Source organism: Arthrobacter sp. 49Tsu3.1M3 (assembly GCF_900168135.1).
Lineage (GTDB): Bacteria > Actinomycetota > Actinomycetes > Actinomycetales > Micrococcaceae > Arthrobacter.
Window position 1 is genome coordinate 80626 of sequence record NZ_FUZD01000014.1, and the last position, 23063, is coordinate 103688.

Sequence of the window (23063 nt, forward strand, 5' to 3'; positions counted from 1 at the left end):
ATGACCTCCGCTGACCTTCCGTCCCTGCTGCTCGTCGAGGACGACGCCGTCCTGGGACCGCTCATCGCCGAGCTCCTGGACCCGGCCTACCGGGTCCAGCTGGTCACCAACGGCCACGATGGCCTCCACCAGGGGCTGACCGGGAGCTGGGACGTCATGGTGGTGGACCGCGGGTTGCCCGCTATGGACGGCATCGCCCTCATCACGGCTTTGCGGTCGAAAGGCATTGCCACGCCCATCCTGATCCTGACCGCGCTGGGCGATGCCGACGAAAAAGTCAGGGGCCTGGACGCCGGCGCCAACGATTACGTGACCAAGCCGTTCGACGCCGGCGAACTGGCAGCACGCCTGCGCGCACTGACGCGGACTTTCACGCCCCCGGCCCCGGCACCGGTGGCGATCGGGGAATGGGAACTTGACCCAACGCAGCGCTCCGTCCGTTCCGTCTACGGGCGAACGGTGTCGCTGACCGCAAAGGAAGGCCAGCTGCTGGCAGCCCTGGCCGCGGAACCGGACCGCGTCTTCACCCGGGATGAGCTCCTCGCGGCGTGCTTCCACGCCTCGGAGCAGCCCGGCGTGATCGATACCTATGTTCATCACCTGCGCCGAAAGATCTCCAAAGCCGTGATCCGCACGGTGCACGGCCTCGGATACCAGATCGGCGACGCGCATGAGTGACGGCCGGCCTGCCGGCGAAAATCCGGACCACTCCATCCTGCGCAAGGCTTCCCTCAAGGTCGCGGTGCGGATCAGTGCTGCGTGCGCGGTCATGGTTCTCGGGCTGCTCGCCGCCACGGCTCTGTACCTCACGAACCAACTGGCCCATCCTGAAGTGCCGGGCTCGGCGGCGGCGGGGACGGCCTTCACCTACCTGGATTCCAAGGATGTCCTCGAAGCCATGATCATCGCCGGGGTGGCGGGAATACTGCTGGCAGGCATCGTCGGGTGGCTCAGCGCGCGCAGCGCCATTCGTCCCCTCAGTGATGCCCTCGCAAGGGAGCGGCGTTTCGTCCAGGACGCCAGCCACGAATTGCGTACGCCATTGACCATCCTGGACACCAGGATCCAGCTGGCCCAGCGCAACACCGTGCCCGGCTCCAGGCAAAGCCAGGACCTGGCCCAGATCCGGGAGGACGCCGCGACGCTGACAGGGATCGTCAACGAACTGCTCCTCGCGGCAACCGCGGAGGCCCCGGACCGCTCCGCGCCCCCTGCCGACCTCGCCGACGCTGCCGCCGGCGTCGCCGGCAGCCTCCAGCAGGTGGCAGAGCAGCGCCAGGTGCGTCTGGACTTCTCTGCCGCGGCCCGGCCGCTGGCCCGGATCGAGAAGAATGCACTGCGGCGTGCCGTGCTCGCCCTGGCGGACAACGCGCTGGCCCACACGCCTCCGGGCGGCCGCGTGTCCATCATGACCTCAATCGAGCAGAAGCGCGCCGTGATCACGGTGGCGGACTCCGGGACCGGAATCACCGGCGTCGATCAGGCCCGGATCTTTGACCGGTTCGTGCGGACGGCCGGCACCGGCACCTCACGGGGACAGCGGAGCTTTGGCATCGGCCTGGCCTTGGTCCGGGAGATTGCCGTCGCGGCCGGGGGCACCGTCGAGGTGGCCGCGACGGGCGACGAGGGAACCGTCATGAAGTTGACACTTCCGCTCATGGGCAGCGGGAATCCCTGAGGACCCTGCGCCGGGGAAAGATATGCCATCGGGATCCCGGACCCCCGAATGCGGAGACAGGAAAGACCGGCGGTCGAGTTGCCCCCAAGGGAACTCGACCGCCGGTCTTTCCGGACTGTCTGGCCCCGGGCCGGGGCCGTGCGGCTTAGGCGCGGACGAACGTCACTCCGCCGGTCGCGGTCAGCCAGGACAGCGGGTGAACCATGGTCTGGTTCTTGCCGTTCATGCCGCCACTGACCACTTGGCCGTTGCCGGCGTAGATGCCGACGTGGCCGGACTGGACCACCATGTCACCGGGCTGCGGTGTCGCCACAACGGTTCCAAGGCCGAGGAACGCGCGGGGACCGATGTCGCCAACGGGCTTACCCGCGGCGCCAAGGGCCTTTTCCACCATGGCAGTGCAGTCCTGGGTGATGCCCACCTGGCTGTAGGCGGCCGAGAGCATGATGGCGTTGCGTCCGCCCGCGGGCGCCGCGGCCGGCGCTGCTGCCGGAGCGGCCTGCACCTGGATGACGGGCTTGGCCGGAGCCTTGGGCGCTGCCGCCGGGGCTGCAGCGGGAGCCGGAGCCGGCGCGACGGGCTGTTCGATGACCGGCGCGGCAACAGAATCCACGGCGGGGCGCTCGAAGCTGATCTTGACGCTTGAATCGGCGCTGACGGGGGCACTGACCTGTCCGGTGACGTCGACGTTCGACGCCGGAGCAGAGTCACGCTGCACGGGGGCGGTGGCCGCGTTGGCGGCCATTCCGCTGGTCAGGACCAGGCCGGATGCGGCGGCGAGGACGGCGGCATGGCGCGCAAAAGTATTGACTGAAGTCATGAAAGATGTAGCCTCTCCCAATGCCTGCGAGGTGAGCTGTCGGATTCGGATGGGAGGCACCCGGCCGCACTCCGGGCCCGTCGTTGCGGGCACTGTGCGGCTTCACCCCAAGACCTGCATATCAGCAGATCAAAAGTGGTTTCCCCGTCTCTGCCGGACGTTGATGCGAGTTACCCCCGGGCCGCGGCAGAGTTAGGCAATCGGCTGGGGAGCGCCCGTATCGGAGACAACAGGCACTCATCAACCGTAGCGCGAACCGCACCCGAAAGTCACATTCAGGTAACGGGGCCATGATCCCGGGCCGCTATTTGCCCATAGGGCGGCGCCGGTTCCGAACATAGGATGATGCCATCAGCACCACCGGAAGCGGAGGCCCGAAATGAACAGCCAGTGTGTCGCCATCTGCCAGTTGAGCACTCAGCCCCAAGAGGATTTCGACGTCAACACCGAGCTGCTGATCCTGGACGGCGGGGACGTCCACGTGAGCACATGGGACGCGGAACCGCGCGACGGGGGTTTCGACGAGCACATCCTCAATGACCGGGTGGACGCGCTCGGGTACATGGTCGTCAACGACTGGGCCTTCCTGGACGGGAAAGCCTACGCGGTGGTGGAACGGCGGTCCGGCCCGGCGCCGGCCGGGCGCCGCGAACCGTGACCTTCCTGTCCCTGGCGCTGATCGCCGTCATCGCCCTGGCTGGCCCCCTGCTGGCCCTGCCGGCGCGCTGGCACTTGCCTGTCATGCTGGGTGAGCTGCTGGCCGGCATCGCGATCGGGCGTTCAGGCCTGGCCCTGGTGGACCCCGCGGACCCGACGTTCACCCTGCTGGCCAATATCGGGTTTGCGCTGATGATGTTCGTGGCAGGCACCCACGTTCCCGTGCGGGATCCGAACATCCGTGGCGCTCTCGGCAAGGGCTCCCGCCGGGCGATGGTGGCCGCAGCGGCTGCGGTGGTGGTCGGAACCGGCGTCGGACTGATGTTCGGGACTGGACATGCCCCCCTCTACGTCGTGCTGCTGGCGTCCTCGTCGGCCGCACTGGTGCTTCCAATCGTCGATTCCCTGCGCCTCGGCGGCCCGGATGTCGTCGCCATGACAGCGCAGGTGGCAATAGCCGACACAGCCTGCATTGTGGCGTTGCCGCTCCTGGTGGATCCGCCCCACGCAGTCCAGGCGGCGCGGGGTGTCCTCGCGGTGACCGGGTGCGCAGTGGTGCTCTTCTTCGGCTTGCGCTGGCTGGAGCGCCGGGGCGTCCGTCGGCGCGTGCACCGGCTCTCGGAAAGCCGCAAGTTTGCCCTGGAGCTACGGATCCAGCTGGCCGTGCTCTTCACCCTGGCCGGTGTCGCGACGTGGAGCAATGTGTCTGTGATGATGGCAGGCTTTTCTTTCGGGCTGGTGATGGCTGCGGTCGGCGAACCGCGGCGGCTGGCCCGGCAACTGTTCGCGCTCAGCGACGGCTTCCTGGGTCCGCTCTTCTTCGTGTGGCTGGGTGCATCGCTGACGCTCAGGGACCTGGCCGGGCACCCGGACATGATGGCCCTCGGCCTGGTGCTGGGGGCCGGGGCCCTGCTGGCGCACGCCGACCTGGCTTTCCTGGGACTCCCGCTGTCGCTGGGGGTGTTGTCGGCGGCCCAGCTTGGCGTACCGGTGGCTGCGGCGAGCATCGGAACGCAGCTTCAGGTCCTGCTCCCAGGCGAGGCCGCGGCCCTGCTGGTGGGTGCGCTGGTCACCATAGCCGCGAGCGCCGTCGCCGGGTCACGGGCGGCCAGGACTTTCGCGCTCCCGGCAAATGCCGGCGGCAAGTCCGGAAATTCCGGCAGCGCTGTCGGGCAGGGCGATCCGGGGGGTCCGAAGGCCTGACTGTCCGAACGTCTAAGTGCCTTGACCAAGGCCGGGCCGGCGGCGAAGGTTCGGATCGTCATGCTCCAACGGACGTGAATTGCAGCTCCGGCCTCCGCTTGGCCATCTCTGCCAGGACAAGGGAGACGGCGTCCCGGACAGCTGTGCCGTCGGCGTCGAACGTCCCGCCAGGCTCGCCGAGCACCGCGTTGGCGTGCCGGACGAACCTGTCCCAGTCCCCCGCGCCCGCGCGCAGCGCCAGCATCGGCGAGAGCAGCGCGGCCCGGCGCAGCCAGGCATCGGGCTCTCGCACCCACCGGTCCAGGACGCTGTCGGCCCGCACCCTGGCCAGAACATCCAGTCCGTCCACCAGGGGCCCGACGACGTCGACGGCGAGCGGATCCACAAGGTCCCGCACCCGCGCCTGCCGGATGAAGCCCTCCAGCCGGGTGAGGTCGGAGTTGGTCAGCAGCTTCACGTTGGCCTGCAGCAGGACGACGGCGGCCAGCCGGCGCTCGAAAACCGGCGCGGCCCCCACGTCGAATCCTCCCAGCCCTGAGCCTCCATTCCCGGAGCCTCCCGGCCCGGTGCCCCACAGTTCGGAACTCAGCGCAGTGACCTCATCGCGGGACAGTCCGGGATAGCGGCGGCCGGCATCCCGGACCGTGCCGCGCACGGCGCCCACGGACGTGCCGTAGTACCGGAGGCCGCTGCCCGCCGGCTCCGTTTCCAGCCGCGCCTGCAGCTGCTCAGCGCGGCGCCAGGAAGCTTCGCGCTGCAGCGAGAGGTCGATGAATTCGCCGGCATCACTCACCTGTCCATTCTTTCCCCTCTCGGCTCGCGGTGGAAACGCGGTGCGATGCCGTCCTGAGCGTGGGCCCGGACCATCTGCCTAGACTGAGCAGGCAGGCCTCCGATCGAAAGCGGTTTACACAACCATGCACACCAAGCTGACACTCGCCATCGCACTTTCCGCCATGACGCTGGGGGTGGCGGGCTGCTCTGCCCCGGCGCCATCTACCCCACCGTCGCCTGACTCGCCTGCGGCATCCGCGGCACCCGCCGCTGATTTTGCTTTAGACATCACGGGGGCGCCCGGCCGGATCGCCCAAGCGGGCCTCACGGTGCTGACGGCGGAGGGCAACGTGGACCACTATCACGCACATCTGGACGTGCTGAAGGACGGCAAGCCCATCGCGGTGCCGGCCAATATCGGCATCACCACGGGAGCTGACAACAGGGCCAACGGCATCTCAGCACTGCACACCCACGACACCACAGGCGTGGTCCACATCGAGTCCCCCACCGCCGGCCAGGTCTTCACGCTCGGGCAGCTCCTGACGGAGTGGGGCGTCCTCGGTGGCAGCGGCGCCGCCGGCGCCGGTGGGGGTTCACTGGACGGATGGACCGTTTACGTGAACGGCCGGAAGTCCGACGCCTGGATCCGGGACCTCCCGTTCAAGGCGCACGACGAGATCGTCCTGTCCTACGGCACCGCGCCGGCGACAATCCCGGCCTCCTACGATTTTCCGCCCGGAGAGTGAGGGTCCCGGAGGCAACGGCGGGCGGCACGCCCGAACCTGCACAATTGTGCAGCCGTCTCCCCACGCAACCCAACCGTCACGGCTCAAGTCGAAAAAGGCCTGCACAAACGTGCATGTCGGAGCGATCCGCGGAGCACCTTCCCTAGCGTGAATTGAGAGACGTGAGTCGGATCACAGCGGGGGCTGATCCCCTACCTCACTTCCATTCCCACAGACCGTCCCAGCTGACGGGTCCAACTGAAGAGGTAATCCGTGCCATACCCGAAAACGCCCGCAGCACTCGCAACCCTGGCAGCTACGACCCTGACGCTGCTTGGCGCCTCCCTGATGGGGGTACCGGCGGCCCAGGCCGACACCGTAGACGTTTCGCCACCAGGGGCGAATGACTGGACCTGCAAGCCCTCGGCAGCCCACCCGTACCCGGTGATCCTGGTGCCGGGAACCTTCGAGAACATGGCGAAGAACTGGGCAACGATGTCGCCCGCGCTAAAAACCCAGGGCTACTGCATTTTCGCGCTGAACTACGGTGCGACCAACGGCGTCGACGCCACGGGCCCGGTAGCAGACTCAGCCCGTCAGCTCGCCCCGTTTGTCGACAAGGTACTGGCCTCGACGGGTGCCAGGAAAGTCGATCTCGTGGGCCACAGCCAAGGCGGCATGATGCCGCGCTATTACCTCGGATTCCTTGGAGGCGCGGACAAGGTGAACCACCTTGTGGGCATCGCCCCGTCCAACCACGGAACCCGCGGGCTCATCACGCCGGCACCGGACGCCGTTCCGCCGGCCACCTCAGTGGGAGGGTCGAATTGCCAGGCCTGCGCCGACCAGCAGGCAGGTTCACCATTCCTCACCGAGCTGAACTCCATTGGCGACACGGTTCCTGGTCCGGCCTACACGGTGATCTCCACGACGCACGACGAGGTGGTGACGCCCTACCCCAGCCAGTTCCTCGCCGGCCCGGCCCGGCAGGTCACCAATATCACCATCCAGGACAAGTGCCCGGCAGACGTGATTGACCACGACCAGGCGCCCAACGACCCCGTCACCCAGCGTCTCGTGTCCGACGCCCTTGGTCAGCCGGCCGGCCGCCCGGGCAATCCGGCTTATCAGCCCAGCTGCGTGTAGCGCGGCACCCCGGGCGGAGGCGGCACGCGGCACGTCACGCATCCGGGAGGTTTGCGGGCTGAGGTAACGGTCCGGTAACGTTGGCGGCTGGCCGTGAGGCCCGGCCCGAATGCAGGGCCCCGGACCGCCCCTTTTGCAGGGCCCCGTTGCGCCGTTCGGCGTCTGCTCGGCCATGCTTCGCGGCAGGGGCCGGATGAAACTTCCCGCATTATCCGCCGCCCTGGCAGCGTCGGTTGTGCGTGCCAGCCACAAAAGCCCGGAGGGGTCCGTTGTTCAAGAAACCGCTGTTCGATAAATCAACGTTCAATAAATCAACGTTCAAAGATGCACGGCCGAAGGCACGCTCCACGGCATCACAGCTGAACAAAGTAGCGATTGCGCTGAGCCTGGGCGCACTGTCCCTGACCGGCTGCAGCGCCGGTCCCACGACGGGCGCCGCAGCCGTTTCCCCGGCCACCGGGACCGCGCATTCTGCTGCGGACTCCACGTCGTCGGCGGCAACCCAGGCCGCGCGTCCTGCCGCGAAGGCCACGGCCTCGGTGGCCGCAGCGCCGAAGCCGGCGGCCCCCTCGGCCCCCAAGCCTGCCACCGGCACCGCCGGTGCACCTGCGGCTCCCGGAGCCGATTCGGCACCTGCACGGGCCGCCGCGCCGGCCGCTCCGGCAGTTGGCGCCCAAGCGGCCGGCACCCACGCGGCAGCCGCTCCGGCACCGACGGCAGCAACGGCGCCCGTCGCTGCGCAGGCCGCCGTCGCCGCGACCGGCGACGGTTCCCAGGCCGCCACGGCACGGGGTTGGGGTGCGGTTGTCGCGGGTGACGAGTTTTCCGAGGCCGGCGCCCCCGACTCCACCAAGTGGAGTGTCTTCAAGGGATCCGGCCATGCCGGCAAGGGTGTCAGGAGCCCGCAGGCGTGGTCGGTTGCCAATGGCGTGGCCACCGTCAGCGGCGACTCGGCCGGCACCACGGGCGGCATGTCGGCCAAATTTGCCCAGCAGAAATACGGCAAGTGGGAGACGCGCATGCGGACCAGCGCCCGGGACCCGAAGTACCACCCCGTGCTGATCCTGTGGCCCAACAACAACACCTCCCCCAACTGCGCCGAGATCGACTACGCCGAGGGCAGCACCAACACTGCACAGATCAAGTTCTTCCTGCACTATGCCTCCGGCGGCTCGAACTTCCAGACCACGGCGGCCAAGACGATCGACACCACCCAGTGGCACAACTACGCTGTGGAGTGGACCCCGGCCGGTATCACCGGCTACATCGACGGCGTGAAGACCTTCTCCGACACGAACACGGCGCACCTGCCCTCCGTGGGCATGCACCAGACACTGCAGCTGGACTGGTTCCCCGACGGGTCGGCCACCAAGCCTTCCCAGATGCAGGTCGACTGGGTCCGCGTCTACAAGTAGGACCGGCAAATCACCAGGCAGCCCCGCCCCGCACTGCGGCGCGGGGCTGCCTCGGTGTTGGCCGATGGCGCGCCGCTGCTGGCGGCAGGACTCAAACCCCTTGAAGTTCCCGGGCGGCTACCGCTGAGACCAGCATTGAACCGGCCGCCGTCACGGCGTCGATCACCGGAACCCCGAGCCGGCGGCGGAGCACGTCCGCCATGCCGATGCTGCTCAGGCCAGTGCTGGCCTGGACAATGACGTCGGCGCCGGCATCAACCAGCATGTGGGCTGCGGCGAGGGCATCGAAGATCCCCGCCGGCATGAGGAACTCATCGGGCGTTTCAACGTGCCCGGCCCCGTCAATGAGCAGCATGCGTTCGCCCAGTGCCTCCGAGATCGGGCCCGGTACGTGTGCGCCGAGACCCAGAACTCCAATCCGGCCGCCGAAAGTAAGAGCCGCGGCCGCCGCTGCGGAGCCCGCCCCGATGACCGGGATTTCCACGGCTGCCCGGGTGGCGGCCAGCCCGGGATCGGACGCGCAGCTGATAATCAGGGCGTCGGCGTCCCTCGCCATGTCCCTCGCCAGCCGGACAACTTTCGGTGCCGCAGATTCAAGCGACGCCTGGTCGTAGACGCCGGACGGCTGGTCGGGAATGCAGCGGGATGTGACGGTAAAGCCGAATGCTTCCTGGAGGAGTTTCCCGTGGGCGTGGAGCAGGCGTCGGTCCGACGTCGTCATCACCCGGATCAGTCCAACACGCATGACGCACTACCTTTCGAACGGATTCGTTGCTGCGAGGCTACCCGGCGAGTATTTCCGCGTCTTTTCGGGCAGATGACCAACACAAGCACTGCAGCGGATACGCCCCGTGGCGCCGGCGGCCGCTAGCATTTCGCGGCCAGCCGCCTTGTGCCTTGTGCCTTATGCCGTATGCCTGAAACTTGGCGAAAACTTCGCTCCCGTGTGGGGTTGGCGGCCCGGCGTCGTTGTAGGTTTGTCACGGTGGCCCGTCTTAGGACCCGGGTACAGTACCCGGGATTGGGGGAAGGCGGCAGGCCGGTTCCGGACTCAGCCGGAACGATGACCAAAGGAACAGCCATGTCGGTGGAGCCGTCGTCCACTCCAGGACGCCTCGAAGAACAGAATTCCGAGAACCTGGTATCCGGTGCGGAACATGCCGCATCTGCCGCCGGAATCCGACATCAGGCCGCCAGAATCATTGACGCCGTCCTCGACGACACTGCCCCGGAGCAAACCCGCGCACGGGAGTTGTTGCGCCAGCAGCTGGCTGCGCATCCCGGGCATCCGGAACGGGCCCTGCTGGAGCACCTTGCGGCGTTGAAGGCTTTGGACGGGCACCGCGAAGGGACGTCGGAGGCTGACGGCCCGTTCCGGCCGGAATTTGCCTCGGGCGAGTAAGCGCAGCGCTTACTTGTAAACGCGGACCCAGTCGACCTGCATCTGGCTGGGTTTGGTGGGCGTGCCGTTGGGAAACCAGTCCAGTTGCACTGTTTGGTGCATGCCCACTGTGGGCTGATGTGCCGGGTTCGTGTCCGTAAACCACAAGGACCCATCGAGGTATCCGGTAATTCCGGCGGGGGTCCACTCGACTGCATAGTTGTGCCATTGCGTCGTGTCGAGCGGCCGGGCCGCCCGGGTCTGGAAGCCCGGTCCGCTGCAGGCGTGATGCAGGTTGAACCTAATCAGAGTGGTGTTCGCAGTGCCTTCCGCATAGTCGACTTCGGCACACGTGGGTGAGCTGTTGTTGTTCGGCCACAGGATCAGGACCGGATGGTATTGCAGATCCCGGGCACTCGTTTTCATCCTGGCCTCCCAGCGGCCGTACTGCTGATTGGCAAACCTGGCGGACATTCCGCCCGTGGTGCCTGCCGCGTCGCCGCTGAGGGTCACGACGCCGCCGCCCACTGCAAGCGCATTCGGACTCCGGATCCCCTTGCCCGCGTGACCCGGGCCCGCGTAAACCGTCCATTTCGCGGGGTCAGGCGGCCCTGAATAGCTGAATTCGTCCCCCGCCACCACCGGTCCCCAGCCGTGGACGACGGCGGCCTGGGCCCCGTCGGAGTCGAGCGTCACGGCTGTGGCGGCTTCGGCCGGCCGGTCCATGCCCGGCGCGGGACCATACACGCCAAGAGTCAACGCGCCCGCCGCGGTCGGGGCCGCCGTCGTTCGTCCTACGGTCATCGTTCCTCTATCCGGTCGGGAGACATCTGCGGCGGCCCCGTCGCTTACACGTACTTGCCAAACCAGGCGAGCGTGTCGTTCCACGCGGCGGTGGCCTGCTCCTGGTTGTAGCGCGGCCCGGTGTCATTGTGGAAGGCGTGGTCCACGCCGGGATAGATCTTGAGCTCGTTCCGGACATCAGTCTTGGCCAAGGCATCCCGAAGCGCCGGCATGGCGCCGGTGATCCGCTGGTCCAGTTCGGCGTAGACGCCAAAGACGGCCGCCTTGATGGCTGAGACTTTGTCCAGGTCAGGGGCGGGTCCGTAGAACGCCGAGGTCGCCTTCAAGCCCGGGATCGCCGTCGCCGACTGCCACGTGATGCCACCACCAAAGCAGAAGCCGTTCATGGCGATCCGCCCGTGATCAACGAAGTCCTGGGCGTTCAGGTAGTCAAAGCCGGCCGTGAAGTCGGAGACGTGACGCTGCGCCCCGGCCTGGGTCAGTGCTCCCGGGACAGCATCCGGGTCCATTCCCGCGGTACCGCCTTCCCGGCTCAGCAGGTCCAGGGCCAGTGCCGCGTATCCGGCTTTGGCGAAGCGGCGCGCGACATCCTGGATATGCGGTGTCAGCCCGCGGTTCTCGTGGCAGACCAGCACGGCCGGCCCGGCGCCCCCGTGGTCGGGCCGTGCGAGATAGCCACTGATGTCGGTGCCGCCCGAGGCGAATTGCACGGTCGCCGTCGTGAGTCCAGCCGCCCCCTCCGGGACGGACAACGGGCTTTTGGCCCCCGGCACCGCGGACGCGGACGCGGTGCCGGACTCCGGCGCGGACGACGCCGGCGTCGGCATAGGATCGGTACTGCGGGGAACTTCCTCGGGCGTGCAGCCCACCAGGAGCATCGCTGCCGAGGCCGCCGCCATGCTGCCGGTGATGAACGCCACCCGGCGCGTGAAGGTGTACTGGCTCATGGCGCCGGAGCGGTAGTCGTCGAAGAATTCCTCAATCAGGTACTTCTCAAACTTGCCGAGCTGGGTCATGGCGGGCCTCCTCAGTGTGCCGATCATCCTCCTCCGAAGTCAGACTTCCGGCAAGGGTCCTGCACGCACAGCCACCGCTGCCCGGCGCCCGGCTACTACCAGCTTGCCAACAACGACGACGGCGGCGGCCCAACGCGGCGCCAGCTCCGGCACCAGGCCAAATCGCTCAGACGCGCGCGCAGCCTTCCTTCAGCCGCCTGGGGCCCTCCGCTTCAGTCCCCGCGACCACCCGTGGGCCGGTCCGGCCGGCGGCCCGTTAGCGTATGGACTGCCTCTGCAATGCCCACGTCCCCTCGTTCAAGCTCTTGCATGTAGAGTCTTCCGCTCGTAATGAGGCCGTCCTTGATCTCGAAAATCGTTACGCCGCGCATGTCGAAGGACCGCCCATCGGTGCGGGTGCCGAGCCAGGTCCATTCGCTCCATGTGTTGTTACCGTCGTCCACGGAGCGGAGCAATTCTGCGTGAAAATCGGGAACGCCAGCGAATATCGCTGCCCAGTTCGCGTGCATCTGCGCCCGTCCCACAAATGCCCTGGCCGGGTGCACCGGTTGCACGCTTTTGTACGACTCATGGAACAACGCGGCCGCTGCCTCAAGATCGTGGTCGTTGAACGCAGCAAGCAGGCGCTGGATAAGTTGGCTCATGTGATCACTCCTCAGCTTGGCGGGCTCCTGCTCGGATTCAATATGCAGGTTCGTTGGACCGCACCACCGCCGGAGACCGGCCGGCCCGCATCTTCAATTTACGCCGCAGCCGTCGCCCGCTTCCAGACCACTCAGGTCGGACGGAACAGGTCCGGACCGACCGGCGTCCGGACCGATAAGGTCCGGACGCCAATCGGTCCGGGAGGATCTGACTTGACGAGCCCCCGCTAACCCGTGACCTTATAGGTGCTCGAATTCCACGTCAGGCGGCCCCGTTGAAAGTCCGAGGCCCGGCCGACAGAAACCGGGTACTCGTCACGGGTCGGATAGCCCAGCCGGCTCCTCTCCCAGCCGAGGGAGGCCCACCTCGCCCGGATCGCACCCAGCACATAGTGCGCCCCGGACCTCGGCGACCAGAAAATCGAGTTTCCACCGCCGCCGGAAAAGTGCTGGTACCGCCCCACGCCATCAGCGGCGCCCCTCTCGTCTGTGGTCGGGTAACCCAGGCCCGTCTCCCAGCCCACGGCCGCCCACTTGGCCCGGATCGCACCCAGCACATAGTGCGCCCCGGTCTTCGGCGACCAGAAAATCGAGTTTCCACCGCCGCCGGAAAAGTGCTGGTACCGCCCCACGCCGTCAGAGGAGCGTCTTTCGTCTGTGGTCGGGTAACCCAGGCCCGTCTCCGCGCCCACGGCCGCCCACTTGGCCCGGATCGCACCCACAATTGCGTGTGCCTGGGTCGATTTCGACCAGTAAATCGAGGACCCGCCCGAACCGGAGAAGTCACTGTACCGTCCCACCCCGTCCGGACTGCGCTTCTCATCCGTGATCGGATACCCCAGGGCCCCGGTCTCCGCGCCCAGCGCCGTCCATTTGGCCCGGATCGCACCGAGGACAAAGTGGGCCCCCGTCGTCGGGGTCCAATAAATCGAGGAACCGCCCGACCCGGAGAAGTGGTTGTACCTTCCCACTCCGTCCGTCGAGCCCTTCTCGTCGGTCGTGGGGAAGCCGAGCGCACCCGCGGCGGCCCCCGCAGCCTTGTAGCGTTTGTAAACCTCACCACGTACCGAATGTGCCCCGGTCGCCGGGGACCAGCAGATCACACCTTTCACATAGTCCTGGCACTTCCCTCCAGCAACGGGATACTCCAAAGTCAGCGACCGGCCAAGGGACGACCGCGGGTCGCCCGCGCCAATCTTCCACGCGTAGGCAGCGATGGGGTCGTCGGTGCCCTTCCCGGTGAGCATCACCTTCAACGCGCCCTGACCGTCGTCCGCCGTGATCAGGTAGTAGGTTTCGGAAGTTCCCGCCTGCCCGAAGGCCGTCGGCGTGAAAGTTACGCTCTGGAATGCGGATTCGCCGGCAGGAATCTTCAATCCCTCGGCAATGGGAGTGGTGGTTGAAAAGACCCCCAACGGCGCCTTCGCCTTGGTGATCGTCATCGGTACGTTGCCGGTGTTCGTGATCTGGAATGCCCTGGTGGCGGAGGTCCCCACGGGGACGTCACCAAAGTCCAGGGTGCGGGGCATCTGCAGGTGCGCCGCGCCCGAGACGGCGGTCGCGGTCACCTTCACGGTTACCGACCCGCGGTCACTGGTGACGACGAGCGTATCGGTCACGGGATTCGTTGACGTGGGACTGAACGTCATGGACACTGCCACCGACGCGAGGGGCTGGATGGTCTGCCCCACAGACGGAACCGTGGCGGGGTCGGCGCGGAGCTGTGCGTTAGCCGGCAGCGTGACCCCGGTGATCTTGGCGACGGTTGTGCCGGTGTTGACGATGTTGACGGTCTGCCGGCTGATCGTTTTTGTCGGGACGTCGGTGAACTGCACCGTGGGCGGAGTCGCGCCCAGGCCCTCCTTCGTGCCGACGCCGTGGAGGCCGAGGAGATCGGTCTCGCCGTCGGCCGTTTTGACCGTCAGGGTGCCGTCCGCCTGGCCCGGAACGACCGGCGAGAAGGTTACGGGTACCGTCATGCTTGCGCCCTTGGCCAGGTTCCGGGGCAGCGTGAGCGTGGTTCCGATCTTGAACGGGGCGCTCGTTGTGATGGAGCTCACCGTTACCGCCCGTGACGCGGTGATCGTCACGTTCCCGGTCACGGTCTTCCCCACCGCGACGTTACCGAGGTCGGTGTTTTTCGCCCCTACCGCTGATGTTGTCGGGGCGCCAAAACCCAAGACCTGCCCGTCCCGGGTTCCCACGTAGACGCGGCCCTTATCAGTGGCCACCGAGGAGAACTTGGCCCCTATGCCCAGGGGGGCGCTGAACACTTCCTTGAGGTTCCCGGTGTTGTCCGGTATCGCGCGGTAGGCGCGCAGTTCGGCGCCGGCGCCGGTGCCTCCGCTGACATAGACCACCCAGACCAGGGCGGAGGACCCGTCCTTGCCGGAGGACGTCACCACCGGCGAACCGGAGCTGAACCCGAACGTGCCGGCGGAGGTCCCGACGGCGGCGAGGCTGACCCCGCCCGAAGCGCCAGGGACGATCTTGAACGCGCGAAGGAACCCGTTGTTTTCGACGACATAGAGGTAGCCACCGGTGCTTGTCCCGAGAAACGCGGGCTTTCCCCACACTCCGCTGTACGGACCGGCCTTGTCCAGGACGGCGTCGGTTCCGCCGGGCCCCTGCGCCATGCCGCCCAGGTTGTCCCGGTCCAGAAGGTACATGTGGCCGTCTTTGCCGATTTGGGCCATCAGGTGCGGGTGCGCTGCGGTGCCGTAGCCGTCCGGGATCCCGACGGGAGCGCCGGACCCCAGGTCGGCATCGTTGCGGTTCAGTTTCGCGTTGTCGGCCGGGCTGAAGAAGTCGGTGGCTTTCAGGTTGCCGTCACTGCCGACCCGGAGCCGGACCACCGCCTCCGCCAGGGTGGTGGGCGGCTTCGTTCCCGGGCCCGGATTGGGTGAAATGCCGTTTCCCGTGGTGAACAGGATTTGACCGGGACCGTCGGACACGAGTCCTCCGCCAGATTGCCAGATCCCACCCTCCGCGTTGGCGTTGCCGGATTCCGTCGCCCACATTGTGGTCTGCCGGCCCGCGGTAGATACGCCGACGACGTAGCCGACGAACGGCGTGTAGTCGCAGTGGCTGGCAAAGCCCGCATACACGACCCCGTTCATGAGGAGCAGCCCGGGGCGCTGCATCGCGGTCATGGCATTGAACGGACGGCTGGGGTCGTTCGTCGGCGCGCCATCAATGACGACGGGGAAGCCGGGCTTCTCCGCCCCCGTGGCCACATCGAGGGAATGCATGTACCAGTGCGGGAGCTGGGCTGTCGCCCCGTCGTTGGTCTTCGACAGCAGGAAGACACTCTTCGTAGCCGGGTCGTAAACGGGGGTGGACGTGATTCCGATGTTGGGCGTGAGGTCACTGCAGCGAACTGTCGACGCCGGCCAAGACGGTCCGAGTTTGCGCGTCCACTTGGCGGCGCCCGTCGCGCTGTCCAGCCCGTAGACAGCATTGTTTTCCGTCGCGGCTATCACGGTCGTGCCAACCACGAGTGGCTGGGCGTAGACCTGCCCGTCCACTTTTGCGGAGAACAGTTTGCCGAAATTCGAGGATGCGACTGCCGACGGCGAGAGTCCGGCCTCGTCCTGGTCCCATCCTGTCCGCAGCGAATCGTGGGCGATGGTCCCCACGTCCGCAACGGCGGTCCCACCGACGGACAGGCCGGCGAGGGTGAGCGTTGCTGACAGCAGGGCAGCCCACGCGCCCCGGGACGACCCGCGTCGTCGGGGCTGGGCGGCGTGGATCCCGGCCGCCTGCTGCCTCCGGAGATGCGGTGCCCCACCCGTATGTCCACCGCGCGATCGGCCCTGAAATTGGCCGGACGAAACCCAAGATTCTGTTTGATCATGCATGGCTGAGACCCGTTTCTGACCACTACATTGACTTTATTAACCCAGTACTTTGGAGCCTAGAAGCGGGGGGTGATGAGCGCGCGAGTGGAGGCTACTCGACTTTTCGGCTTCGATTCCCGTATTCATCCAGCTACTACCTGCCCTGTACTTGGGCGGACAAGAGTGCGTACTTGGCGGGCGCGCGGGCCGGGCCGCGGACTGCCCCCGCGTCGCGCTAGGCTCCTCCCATGTCACCCGATGAATTCCTGGCCGAGCTGGCCAGCTCCCTGGACCACCTCGGCACGTTCGCCCGGCAGCCGCCGGACACGCTTGCCCGCGTTGTACCGGCGTGCGCCGGCTGGACGCTCGAGCAGCTCTTCGGGCATCTCGGCTCAATCGAGAGGTGGGCAGCCGGGGTAGTCCGGACTGGCACCTTTGTCCAGGAACCTGCACCGCCGGCCGAGGGCGCCGCAGCCTGGTTTCTGGCGGGCACCGCACCCTTCCTCGAGACGATGACGGGCCTTGATCCCGAGAGCGAATGCTGGAACTTTGGCCCGCCGCCGCGCACCGCCCGGTTCTGGCTTCGGCGACAGGCCCACGAACACGCCATCCACCTGGTCGACGCCTGCCAGGCGCTTGGCCTGGAGATCCCCGCCCTGGCGGACGACTTCATGATCGACGGTGTCGACGAGGTCCTGGCTATGTTCGCGCCCCGGCAGCTGCGGCTGGACCGAATGCCGCCCCCGGACAAAGCTGTGACCTTCCAGGTGCCAGGGACCGCCAGCTGGACACTGGGACCTGGTGCCGCCCTGGCATCGATTTCCGCCCCGTTGCCGGTGATGTATCTGGGTCTTTGGGGTCGATCCAACCTGGCAGAGAGCGCCGTCATTGAAGGTGACGCCGCCGCGGCCCTGCGTGTGCTTCGGGGTCCGCTCACACCATGAATGCAGGCATCGGGATTAGGATACGAACACGTCCCGCGAAGCCGTTGGACGCTCCACGAGCCGCCCGATGCTTTCGTGACCGCATGTTCGAAGGGAACCCAAACGCATGGCAGAGCACGACATACCCGGCACCGCAGGTCTCTCCGCGCCCCGGGCGAGATGGGGAATTCTCGGCACCGGGTTCATCGCCGGGCTGCAAACGCCGGACCTGGTCGACAACGGCTCAGTGGTCCAGGCCGTTGGCTCCAGGACCATGGCATCCGCGGCCGAGTTCGCGGCCCGGTTTCAGATCCCCACGTCCCATGGAAGCTACGAGGACCTCGTGGCCGACCCGGACGTCGACGTTGTCTACATTTCGACGCCGCACCCGTTCCACCACGAGAATGCGCTGTTGGCCCTGGATGCCGGTAAACACGTGCTGATCGAAAAGCCCTTCGCCATGAACGCCTGGCAGGCCCGGGAGATTGTGGAGCTCGCGGAGACGAAGGGGCTGATCGCCCTTGAGGCAATGTGGACCCGCTACCTTCCGCACATGGTTCGCATCCGTGAGCTGATTCGGTCCGGCGCCCTGGGCGAGGTCCGCACAGTGATCGCGGACCACAACCAGAATCTGCCCAAGGATCCGGCGCACCGCCTCAACGACCCGGCGCTGGGAGGCGGAGCGCTCCTGGACCTGGGCATCTACCCCGTCTCCTTCGCCTTCGATGTCTTCGGGCCGCCCACAGGGATCCGGGCAGCGGCCAGCATGACCGAAACCGGAGTTGACCGGCAGACCGCGATGATCTTCGAATACGATGGCGGGCAGCAGGCCGTGCTGCACTGCGCGCTGGACACGGCAGGACCAAACCAGGCCTCGATCATCGGAACCGAAGGCCGGATCGAGCTCCCGTCAGTCTGGTACACGCCGTCGGCCTTCACCCGGTACGACGCCGACGGAAACGTCGTCGAGCGATTCGATGAACCCGTCACCGGCCGCGGCATGCAATACCAGGCCCAGGAAATGGAGCGGCTCATTGCGGCCGGCTCCATTGCCAACGACGTTCTGCCGCCCCGGCAGAGCGTTCAGGTCATGGAGGCCATGGACGAAGTTCGGCGCCAGATCGGCCTCGTGTACGCCAGCGACGGCAAGGACCCAGGGCGCGCCTAGTACCGGTGCTGCGGCGCGCACCAGTTTCCATGAGAGGCGCCGCCGCCGCTCAGCCCCGCCCGATCAGCCCGGCCACGCAATCGAGTTCTTCGTCCAGATTGTAGAAATGTACCGCCAGCCGGATCCTGCCCTCCCGGACCGATGCCACAACGTTGGCCTGGCGGAGCCGCGCCAGGACCGCCTCGGTGTCGGTCACCGGAACGGAGAAGATCGTGGAGCGGTGCTGCTCAGCGAACGGCCGGAACGCGGAGCCCTGCGCCGCCAGGGCCTCCTGAAGACGCCGGGCGAGCCGGGCGTTGCGATCGAGCAGGGCCCCGATGCCGAACCTGCGGAAGGTGCCGAGCGCCGCCTGCTCGGCCAGGGCGGGAAACCACGCCAAGGAGGCGTCGAGCTTTGAGGCCGTGGGTGAGAGATCCATGGCCGGTCCGTAGAAGCTCGCGGCCGGGTTGCGCGCGGCTTTCCAGCCCGGACCGACGGGCTGGATCCGGTCAAGCAGCCCGCGGCGGACATAGAGGTAGCCCATGCCCCTGGAGCCGAGCAGGAACTTGTGGCTCGCGGCGGCCAGGAAATCGACGCCGTCGCGCACCACATCCAGGGGCACCGCGCCCGCGGCCTGGCAGGCGTCGACGAAAAACCAGGCGCCGGAGCGGGCCGCGACCCGGCTGAGTGCGGCCAGGTCCGCCCGGTAGCCGTTGGCCGAATGGACGGCACTCACAGCGATCAGGCGGGTGCCGCCGTCGGCCGCCTGGCCAAATGCCTCGGCCCTCACGCCGTCACCGCCCGGTGCCACGGCCCGGACCTCGTAACCGCGGTTCCGGAGCAGAAGCCAGGGGAAATAGTTCGAGGCGAATTCGTTCCCGGCCACCACGACATTCTCGCCGCGCTTCGCCGGCGGCAGGTTGGCGGCCACTATCCCGGCGGCGGAGCTCACGGCCGGGACGATCGCGATCTCCCGCGCCGTCGCCCCGACGATCTCCGCGAACATGGTGCGGGCCTCCTCCCCTGCCCGCTCGGCATCCATCCAGTCGAACCTGCCCGCGGACCAGCGCTCGACGGCCAGCTCGTAGGCCTCGCGGGCAGGTGCGCAGCCGACGTTCATCGAGGCGGTGTTGAGATAGATGGTGTCCTGTAGCCCCGGGAAGAGTCCGCGAATATCGGCCGCCTGCATGGCCGGGACCGCTCTAGCCGTGCCCGTGCGCGGAGTTCAGGCCCTTAGCGTAGGCCGCCTGCCCCACGTGCTGGAGGCAATCGGCAATCGTGCTGACCAGCCGCACCCCGAGGGTGACGGGCGGGTCCCAGCGGGTATCGACGATGCGGTCGAAGTCGTCGTCGCCGAGGTTCTCCAGGAAATTCACGGTCTGCCGGTGGACGGCTTCGTAGTATTCAAGCAACAGTTCCGGCGGTGCCTGCACCGCGTCCACCTGGCCGCTCGAATGGCCGTAGCCGGTGTCGCGCTTGGAGAGCGGCAGGCCAAAGCGGTCGGCAAACCCCTCTGAGCTCCACACCTGCTCCAGGCCCGCGGCGGAGGCGACTTGCGCGTCCTCGACCCTGCTGAGGTGCCAGATGAGCCAGGCCATTGAATTCCCGTTGCCTCCGGGCCGCCGGAGCAGGGTGGCATCATCAACCCCGGCCAGGGCCGCGGCCACCGTCTCACGGATCCGGCCGAAGGCATCCAGCAGCAGTTCATTGGATTTCATCGAGTCCCCTCGCTGTGCGTGATCGGAGTGCTGTGCATGATCGGAGTGCTGTGCATGATTGGTGACCCCATGCTTGCATGGCGGCCGCACCGGCGGATAGGGGCGTCTTCTGTCAACGGCGCAAGCGGAGACGATGCCGGCGCACCTCACGGCCACGCACAGGTCCGCAGTCCGCGAGGTCTTGGCAGCGGCGACCCCCGCGCCTACCCTTACGGATTATGAGCAACTTGTTGCCTGTAGCGCAGCCGGTTGGGGCGACGTCCGGTCGCTGGGAACGCCGGGACAAGTTCCATCTCGCCGGTATCACCGGCTTCGTCCTCCTGCTCAACGTGGTCGGCTGGAGTGTGTTGACCCTGGCGGTGGCTCCGCAGAACTTCGCGCTGGGCCGCTCCGGCGTGTACGGGGTGGGGCTGGGCGTTACCGCCTTTCTGCTGGGAGTGCGGCACGCGTTCGACGCCGACCACATCGCCGTCATCGACAACACCACCCGCAAGCTGGTCGGCGAGGGAAAGGCCGCGCTGGGCGTGGGCTTCTGGTTCTCGCTGGGCCACTCCACCGTGGTGTTCGGCGCCGCGCTGCTCCTGGCCCTCGGCGCGAGGGCCATGGCCGGCACCGTGCACGACGGGGACTCGGCCCTGGTGCAGACGCTGGGACTGGTGGGAAGCGTCGTGGCTGGAACGTTCCTGATCCTGATCGGTCTGATGAACCTCGTCTCGGTGGTCGGCATCGCCCGGGTGTTCCGCGAGATGCGGACCGGGGAACTGGACGAGGCCGAGCTTGAGCACCAGCTCCACAACCGGGGCTTCCTGGCGCGGCTCCTCGGCGGAACCACCCAACGAATCACCAAGCCATGGCACATCTATCCCGTCGGCCTGCTGATGGGCCTGGGATTCGACACCGCCTCCCAGGTGGCCCTGCTCGTGCTCGCCGCCGGTTCCGCGGCCTTCTCCCTGCCCTGGTACGCCATCCTGGTCCTGCCGGTGCTGTTCGCCGCCGGAATGAGCATTTTCGACACCGCCGACGGCGTGTTCATGTCCCGCGCATATGGGTGGGCGTTCCTGAAGCCGGTCCGCAAGGTCTTCTACAACCTCACAGTCACGGTGCTCTCGGTGATTGTGGCCCTGGTGGTCGGTGTCACCGTGCTGCTTGGGCTCGTGGCGGACAAACTGGGACTCGAATCGGGGCCGGCGGCCGCCATCGGTGCGCTGGACCTCGAAAACGTCGGGTACATCATCGTGGGACTCTTCGTCATCATCTGGCTGATCGCGCTCGCAGTCTGGAAATTTGGCCGGATCGAGCAGCGCTGGAGCCACGCCGGCCCATGACCCTGGTTGGTTCCCCGGACCATCCGGTTCGGGTGAGGCGCCGGCCGGAGGAGCGGTCCTATGGTCGGGGCATGGGACTATTACGGCACCGGCCCGACGAACCCATGGGCGAGCGGTTTCAGATGCGCGAGAAACTGCTGTCGATCGGGGATGACTTCTGGATCGAAGACGGCGAGGGCAGACGGGCCTACAAAGTCAATGGAAAGGCGTTGCGCATGCGGGACACTTTCGTCCTGGAGGATGCCTCCGGCAACGAGGTGGCGCGCATCCAGGAACGCAAGCTCTCGATCCGGGACAAGGTCGCCGTCGAGCGCGGCAGCGACACCGCCGCGACCGTCCACAAGGCCCTGGTAGGGCTCCGGGACCGCTTCTCCATCGACGTAAAGGGCGGCCCCGACATGAAGGCACACGGCAACATCGTCGACCACGAATACGAGATCGAGCGCGACGGCCATACGGTCGCCACGATCTCCAAGAAGTGGTTCCGCGTGCGCGAGTCCTACGGCGTCGAAATCGCGGGCGGCGAGGACGTCCCGCTAATCCTGGCGATCACCGTCGCCATCGACTCATTGACCTAGCCAGTCCAGGCACCATGTCGCCCAGGAAACGCACCGGATCCCTCGTAGCCAAGACCCTGTGGAGGCTATTCTGGTTCCTGACGGCGAGCGCGGTGTGCGGTGTCCTGGCCGCCAGCCTTCTGGTCCCCACGGTGGCCGCGACAGGTTTCGCCGTCAGCGACTCGATCAAATTGTTCAACAGCCTCCCCTCGGAACTGACCGTTGATCCGCCGTCGGAATCGACCAGGGTGCTCACCGCCGACGGGAAACCGATCGCCACCTTCTACGCGGAAAACCGCGTAAAAATCCGGCTCGACCAGATGTCCCCGTACATCAAGGACGCCATCGTCGCGATCGAGGACCGCCGCTTCTACGAACACGCCGGCATCGACCCCCAGGGGATTCTCCGGGCGCTGGTATCCAACCTGACCAGCGGCGCCAGGCAGGGTGCCTCCACCCTGACCCAGCAGTACGTCACCAATGTGCTCAACGAATCCCTCGTGTCGGCGGACAGGGGCGACCAGATTGTCCTCAACGGGCAAAAGAGCATGGCCGACAAGATCCGCGAGATGAGGCTCGCCGTCGAACTGGAAAAGAAATACACCAAGGACCAGATCCTGGAGGGGTACCTGAACATCGTGTTCTTCGCCCGGGACGCCTACGGCATCGAAGCCGCGTCCCGCTACTTCTTCAACACCACTGCCAAGGACCTCACCCTGCCGCAGGCTGCCCTGCTGGCCGGCCTCGTGAACAGCCCCAGCTTCTACAATCCTGACGTCCATCCGGAAAACGCCGTCCAGCGGCGCAACCAGGTTCTCGCCAAGATGCTCAGCTACGGCGCCATCACCCAGGCGCAGCATGATGCAGCCGTGGCCGCTCCGGTGGATCTCAAGATCACCCCAGGAAGGCAGGGATGCGCCGGCGCGGAAATGGCACCGTACTTCTGCGACTACGTTTCCCACCTCATTCTCAACAATCCGGCCTACGGCGCGGATATGGCCGAACGCGAGCGGAAGCTGTTCCGCGGCGGCCTGACCATCACCACCACCCTGGACAGCCGGCTCCAACTGGCCGCGCAGGCGCAGGTCGATGGCACGGCCGGGGCCAACCCGGACAAATGGGGCACGGCGATGGTCTCCATCGCACCCGGTACCGGCAAGATCCTGGCGATGGCGCAAAACACCGTCTTCCTCCCGGCGCCCGGAAAATTCGACACCCAACTGAACTTCAACGTCGATTCCAAGGACGCCAACGGCAACGATCTCAACGGTGCCGGCGGGTTCCAGCC

At 67.0% G+C, this 23063-nt stretch carries 22 protein-coding genes and 1 riboswitch; of the genes, 13 read left to right on the forward strand and 9 right to left on the reverse strand.

What is annotated here, in order from left to right; all coding sequences use genetic code 11:
- A complete protein-coding gene (locus B5X90_RS14745) occupies positions 1 to 678 on the forward strand; it encodes a response regulator transcription factor (RefSeq protein WP_079554300.1) in 678 nt (225 codons plus the stop codon).
- Entirely contained in the window at positions 671 to 1678 is a 1008-nt protein-coding gene (locus B5X90_RS14750; protein ID WP_079554302.1) for a sensor histidine kinase, read from the forward strand. The genes B5X90_RS14745 and B5X90_RS14750 overlap by 8 nt, the downstream gene beginning before the upstream one ends.
- Before the next feature lie 145 nt (positions 1679 to 1823).
- On the opposite strand, the gene B5X90_RS14755 is transcribed toward B5X90_RS14750, so the two are convergent.
- Positions 1824 to 2498 (reverse strand): hypothetical protein, encoded by a 675-nt coding sequence (locus B5X90_RS14755; RefSeq protein WP_079554304.1) that lies wholly within the window; start codon positions 2496 to 2498, stop codon positions 1824 to 1826.
- Between the two features lie 7 nt (positions 2499 to 2505).
- Positions 2506 to 2707, reverse strand: a riboswitch (cyclic di-AMP (ydaO/yuaA leader).
- Positions 2708 to 2877: 170 nt separating this feature from the next.
- Here B5X90_RS14755 and B5X90_RS14760 point away from each other — a divergent pair.
- Positions 2878 to 3156, forward strand: a complete 279-nt coding sequence (locus B5X90_RS14760; protein ID WP_079554306.1) for a hypothetical protein — start codon at positions 2878 to 2880, stop codon at positions 3154 to 3156.
- Positions 3153 to 4358 (forward strand): cation:proton antiporter, encoded by a 1206-nt coding sequence (locus tag B5X90_RS14765; RefSeq protein WP_079554308.1) that lies wholly within the window; start codon positions 3153 to 3155, stop codon positions 4356 to 4358. Before B5X90_RS14760 ends, B5X90_RS14765 begins: the two co-directional genes overlap by 4 nt.
- Positions 4359 to 4416: 58 nt before the next feature.
- On the opposite strand, the gene B5X90_RS14770 is transcribed toward B5X90_RS14765, so the two are convergent.
- Positions 4417 to 5151, reverse strand: a complete 735-nt coding sequence (locus B5X90_RS14770) for a DNA alkylation repair protein (protein WP_079554310.1) — start codon at positions 5149 to 5151, stop codon at positions 4417 to 4419.
- A gap of 124 nt (positions 5152 to 5275) precedes the next feature.
- Between B5X90_RS14770 and B5X90_RS14775 the strand changes: the two genes are divergently transcribed.
- The 3 genes from B5X90_RS14775 (at position 5276) to B5X90_RS14785 (ending at position 8421) form a co-directional block, all read left to right on the forward strand.
- Entirely contained in the window at positions 5276 to 5881 is a 606-nt protein-coding gene (locus B5X90_RS14775) for a hypothetical protein (protein ID WP_079554313.1), read from the forward strand.
- Between the two features lie 327 nt (positions 5882 to 6208).
- The gene (locus B5X90_RS14780) at positions 6209 to 7006 is read left to right on the forward strand and encodes an esterase/lipase family protein (RefSeq protein ID WP_079554315.1); all 798 of its coding nucleotides are present in this window, start codon (positions 6209 to 6211) and stop codon (positions 7004 to 7006) included.
- A 269-nt stretch (positions 7007 to 7275) separates the two neighbouring features.
- A complete protein-coding gene (locus B5X90_RS14785) occupies positions 7276 to 8421 on the forward strand; it encodes a glycoside hydrolase family 16 protein (RefSeq protein WP_256860259.1) in 1146 nt (381 codons plus the stop codon).
- Positions 8422 to 8512: 91 nt separating this feature from the next.
- On the opposite strand, the gene B5X90_RS14790 is transcribed toward B5X90_RS14785, so the two are convergent.
- Positions 8513 to 9166 (reverse strand): aspartate/glutamate racemase family protein, encoded by a 654-nt coding sequence (locus B5X90_RS14790; RefSeq protein ID WP_079554317.1) that lies wholly within the window; start codon positions 9164 to 9166, stop codon positions 8513 to 8515.
- Positions 9167 to 9484: 318 nt separating this feature from the next.
- Between B5X90_RS14790 and B5X90_RS14795 the strand changes: the two genes are divergently transcribed.
- Entirely contained in the window at positions 9485 to 9823 is a 339-nt protein-coding gene (locus B5X90_RS14795) for a hypothetical protein (RefSeq protein WP_143264771.1), read from the forward strand.
- A gap of 9 nt (positions 9824 to 9832) precedes the next feature.
- Here the strand turns inward: B5X90_RS14795 and B5X90_RS14800 are convergent, their stop codons facing one another.
- From B5X90_RS14800 to B5X90_RS14815, 4 genes are all read right to left on the reverse strand, one after another.
- Positions 9833 to 10606 carry a glycoside hydrolase family 16 protein gene (locus tag B5X90_RS14800; protein ID WP_256860260.1) on the reverse strand — a complete coding sequence of 258 codons (774 nt, stop codon included), beginning with the start codon at positions 10604 to 10606 and terminating at the stop codon, positions 9833 to 9835.
- Positions 10607 to 10650: 44 nt separating this feature from the next.
- Positions 10651 to 11622 (reverse strand): dienelactone hydrolase family protein, encoded by a 972-nt coding sequence (locus B5X90_RS14805; RefSeq protein WP_079554323.1) that lies wholly within the window; start codon positions 11620 to 11622, stop codon positions 10651 to 10653.
- A 212-nt stretch (positions 11623 to 11834) separates the two neighbouring features.
- A complete protein-coding gene (locus B5X90_RS14810) occupies positions 11835 to 12266 on the reverse strand; it encodes a nuclear transport factor 2 family protein (protein WP_079554325.1) in 432 nt (143 codons plus the stop codon).
- 227 nt (positions 12267 to 12493) lie between these two features.
- Entirely contained in the window at positions 12494 to 15904 is a 3411-nt protein-coding gene (locus tag B5X90_RS14815; RefSeq protein WP_179129158.1) for a choice-of-anchor D domain-containing protein, read from the reverse strand.
- 449 nt (positions 15905 to 16353) lie between these two features.
- Between B5X90_RS14815 and B5X90_RS14820 the strand changes: the two genes are divergently transcribed.
- Together B5X90_RS14820 and B5X90_RS14825 are read left to right on the forward strand one after the other, a co-directional pair.
- Positions 16354 to 17049 (forward strand): maleylpyruvate isomerase family mycothiol-dependent enzyme, encoded by a 696-nt coding sequence (locus tag B5X90_RS14820; protein ID WP_079554329.1) that lies wholly within the window; start codon positions 16354 to 16356, stop codon positions 17047 to 17049.
- Positions 17050 to 17155: 106 nt separating this feature from the next.
- Positions 17156 to 18196 (forward strand): Gfo/Idh/MocA family protein, encoded by a 1041-nt coding sequence (locus tag B5X90_RS14825; RefSeq protein WP_079554331.1) that lies wholly within the window; start codon positions 17156 to 17158, stop codon positions 18194 to 18196.
- A gap of 49 nt (positions 18197 to 18245) precedes the next feature.
- Here the strand turns inward: B5X90_RS14825 and B5X90_RS14830 are convergent, their stop codons facing one another.
- Complete coding sequence (locus B5X90_RS14830) at positions 18246 to 19364, reverse strand: aminotransferase class V-fold PLP-dependent enzyme (protein ID WP_079554333.1); 1119 nt, start codon at positions 19362 to 19364, stop codon at positions 18246 to 18248.
- 13 nt (positions 19365 to 19377) lie between these two features.
- Complete coding sequence (locus B5X90_RS14835; RefSeq protein WP_079554335.1) at positions 19378 to 19893, reverse strand: mycothiol transferase; 516 nt, start codon at positions 19891 to 19893, stop codon at positions 19378 to 19380.
- 218 nt (positions 19894 to 20111) lie between these two features.
- On the opposite strand from B5X90_RS14835, the gene B5X90_RS14840 reads away from it, so the two are divergent.
- From B5X90_RS14840 to B5X90_RS14850, 3 genes are all read left to right on the forward strand, one after another.
- The gene (locus B5X90_RS14840; RefSeq protein WP_079554337.1) at positions 20112 to 21218 is read left to right on the forward strand and encodes a HoxN/HupN/NixA family nickel/cobalt transporter; all 1107 of its coding nucleotides are present in this window, start codon (positions 20112 to 20114) and stop codon (positions 21216 to 21218) included.
- A gap of 71 nt (positions 21219 to 21289) precedes the next feature.
- Complete coding sequence (locus tag B5X90_RS14845) at positions 21290 to 21796, forward strand: LURP-one-related/scramblase family protein (RefSeq protein WP_079554339.1); 507 nt, start codon at positions 21290 to 21292, stop codon at positions 21794 to 21796.
- Between the two features lie 14 nt (positions 21797 to 21810).
- A partial coding sequence (locus B5X90_RS14850; RefSeq protein WP_143264772.1) for a transglycosylase domain-containing protein occupies positions 21811 to 23063 on the forward strand: 1253 nt, incomplete at its 3' end.

What these genes read in the sequence shown, in the direction of transcription:
- B5X90_RS14745 (WP_079554300.1), top strand. Translation starts at nt 1, where the DNA reads ATGACCTCCGCTGACCTTCCGTCCCTGCTGCTCGTCGAGGACGACGCC.
- B5X90_RS14845 (WP_079554339.1), top strand. Translation starts at nt 21,290, where the DNA reads ATGGGACTATTACGGCACCGGCCCGACGAACCCATGGGCGAGCGGTTT.
- B5X90_RS14775 (WP_079554313.1), top strand. Translation starts at nt 5,276, where the DNA reads ATGCACACCAAGCTGACACTCGCCATCGCACTTTCCGCCATGACGCTG.
- B5X90_RS14820 (WP_079554329.1), top strand. Translation starts at nt 16,354, where the DNA reads ATGTCACCCGATGAATTCCTGGCCGAGCTGGCCAGCTCCCTGGACCAC.
- B5X90_RS14780 (WP_079554315.1), top strand. Translation starts at nt 6,209, where the DNA reads ATGGGGGTACCGGCGGCCCAGGCCGACACCGTAGACGTTTCGCCACCA.
- B5X90_RS14805 (WP_079554323.1), bottom strand. Translation starts at nt 11,622, where the DNA reads ATGACCCAGCTCGGCAAGTTTGAGAAGTACCTGATTGAGGAATTCTTC.
- B5X90_RS14755 (WP_079554304.1), bottom strand. Translation starts at nt 2,498, where the DNA reads ATGACTTCAGTCAATACTTTTGCGCGCCATGCCGCCGTCCTCGCCGCC.
- B5X90_RS14835 (WP_079554335.1), bottom strand. Translation starts at nt 19,893, where the DNA reads ATGAAATCCAATGAACTGCTGCTGGATGCCTTCGGCCGGATCCGTGAG.
- B5X90_RS14760 (WP_079554306.1), top strand. Translation starts at nt 2,878, where the DNA reads ATGAACAGCCAGTGTGTCGCCATCTGCCAGTTGAGCACTCAGCCCCAA.
- B5X90_RS14810 (WP_079554325.1), bottom strand. Translation starts at nt 12,266, where the DNA reads ATGAGCCAACTTATCCAGCGCCTGCTTGCTGCGTTCAACGACCACGAT.
- B5X90_RS14800 (WP_256860260.1), bottom strand. Translation starts at nt 10,606, where the DNA reads ATGACCGTAGGACGAACGACGGCGGCCCCGACCGCGGCGGGCGCGTTG.
- B5X90_RS14830 (WP_079554333.1), bottom strand. Translation starts at nt 19,364, where the DNA reads ATGCAGGCGGCCGATATTCGCGGACTCTTCCCGGGGCTACAGGACACC.
- B5X90_RS14825 (WP_079554331.1), top strand. Translation starts at nt 17,156, where the DNA reads ATGGCAGAGCACGACATACCCGGCACCGCAGGTCTCTCCGCGCCCCGG.
- B5X90_RS14790 (WP_079554317.1), bottom strand. Translation starts at nt 9,166, where the DNA reads ATGCGTGTTGGACTGATCCGGGTGATGACGACGTCGGACCGACGCCTG.
- B5X90_RS14840 (WP_079554337.1), top strand. Translation starts at nt 20,112, where the DNA reads ATGAGCAACTTGTTGCCTGTAGCGCAGCCGGTTGGGGCGACGTCCGGT.
- B5X90_RS14795 (WP_143264771.1), top strand. Translation starts at nt 9,485, where the DNA reads ATGACCAAAGGAACAGCCATGTCGGTGGAGCCGTCGTCCACTCCAGGA.
- B5X90_RS14750 (WP_079554302.1), top strand. Translation starts at nt 671, where the DNA reads ATGAGTGACGGCCGGCCTGCCGGCGAAAATCCGGACCACTCCATCCTG.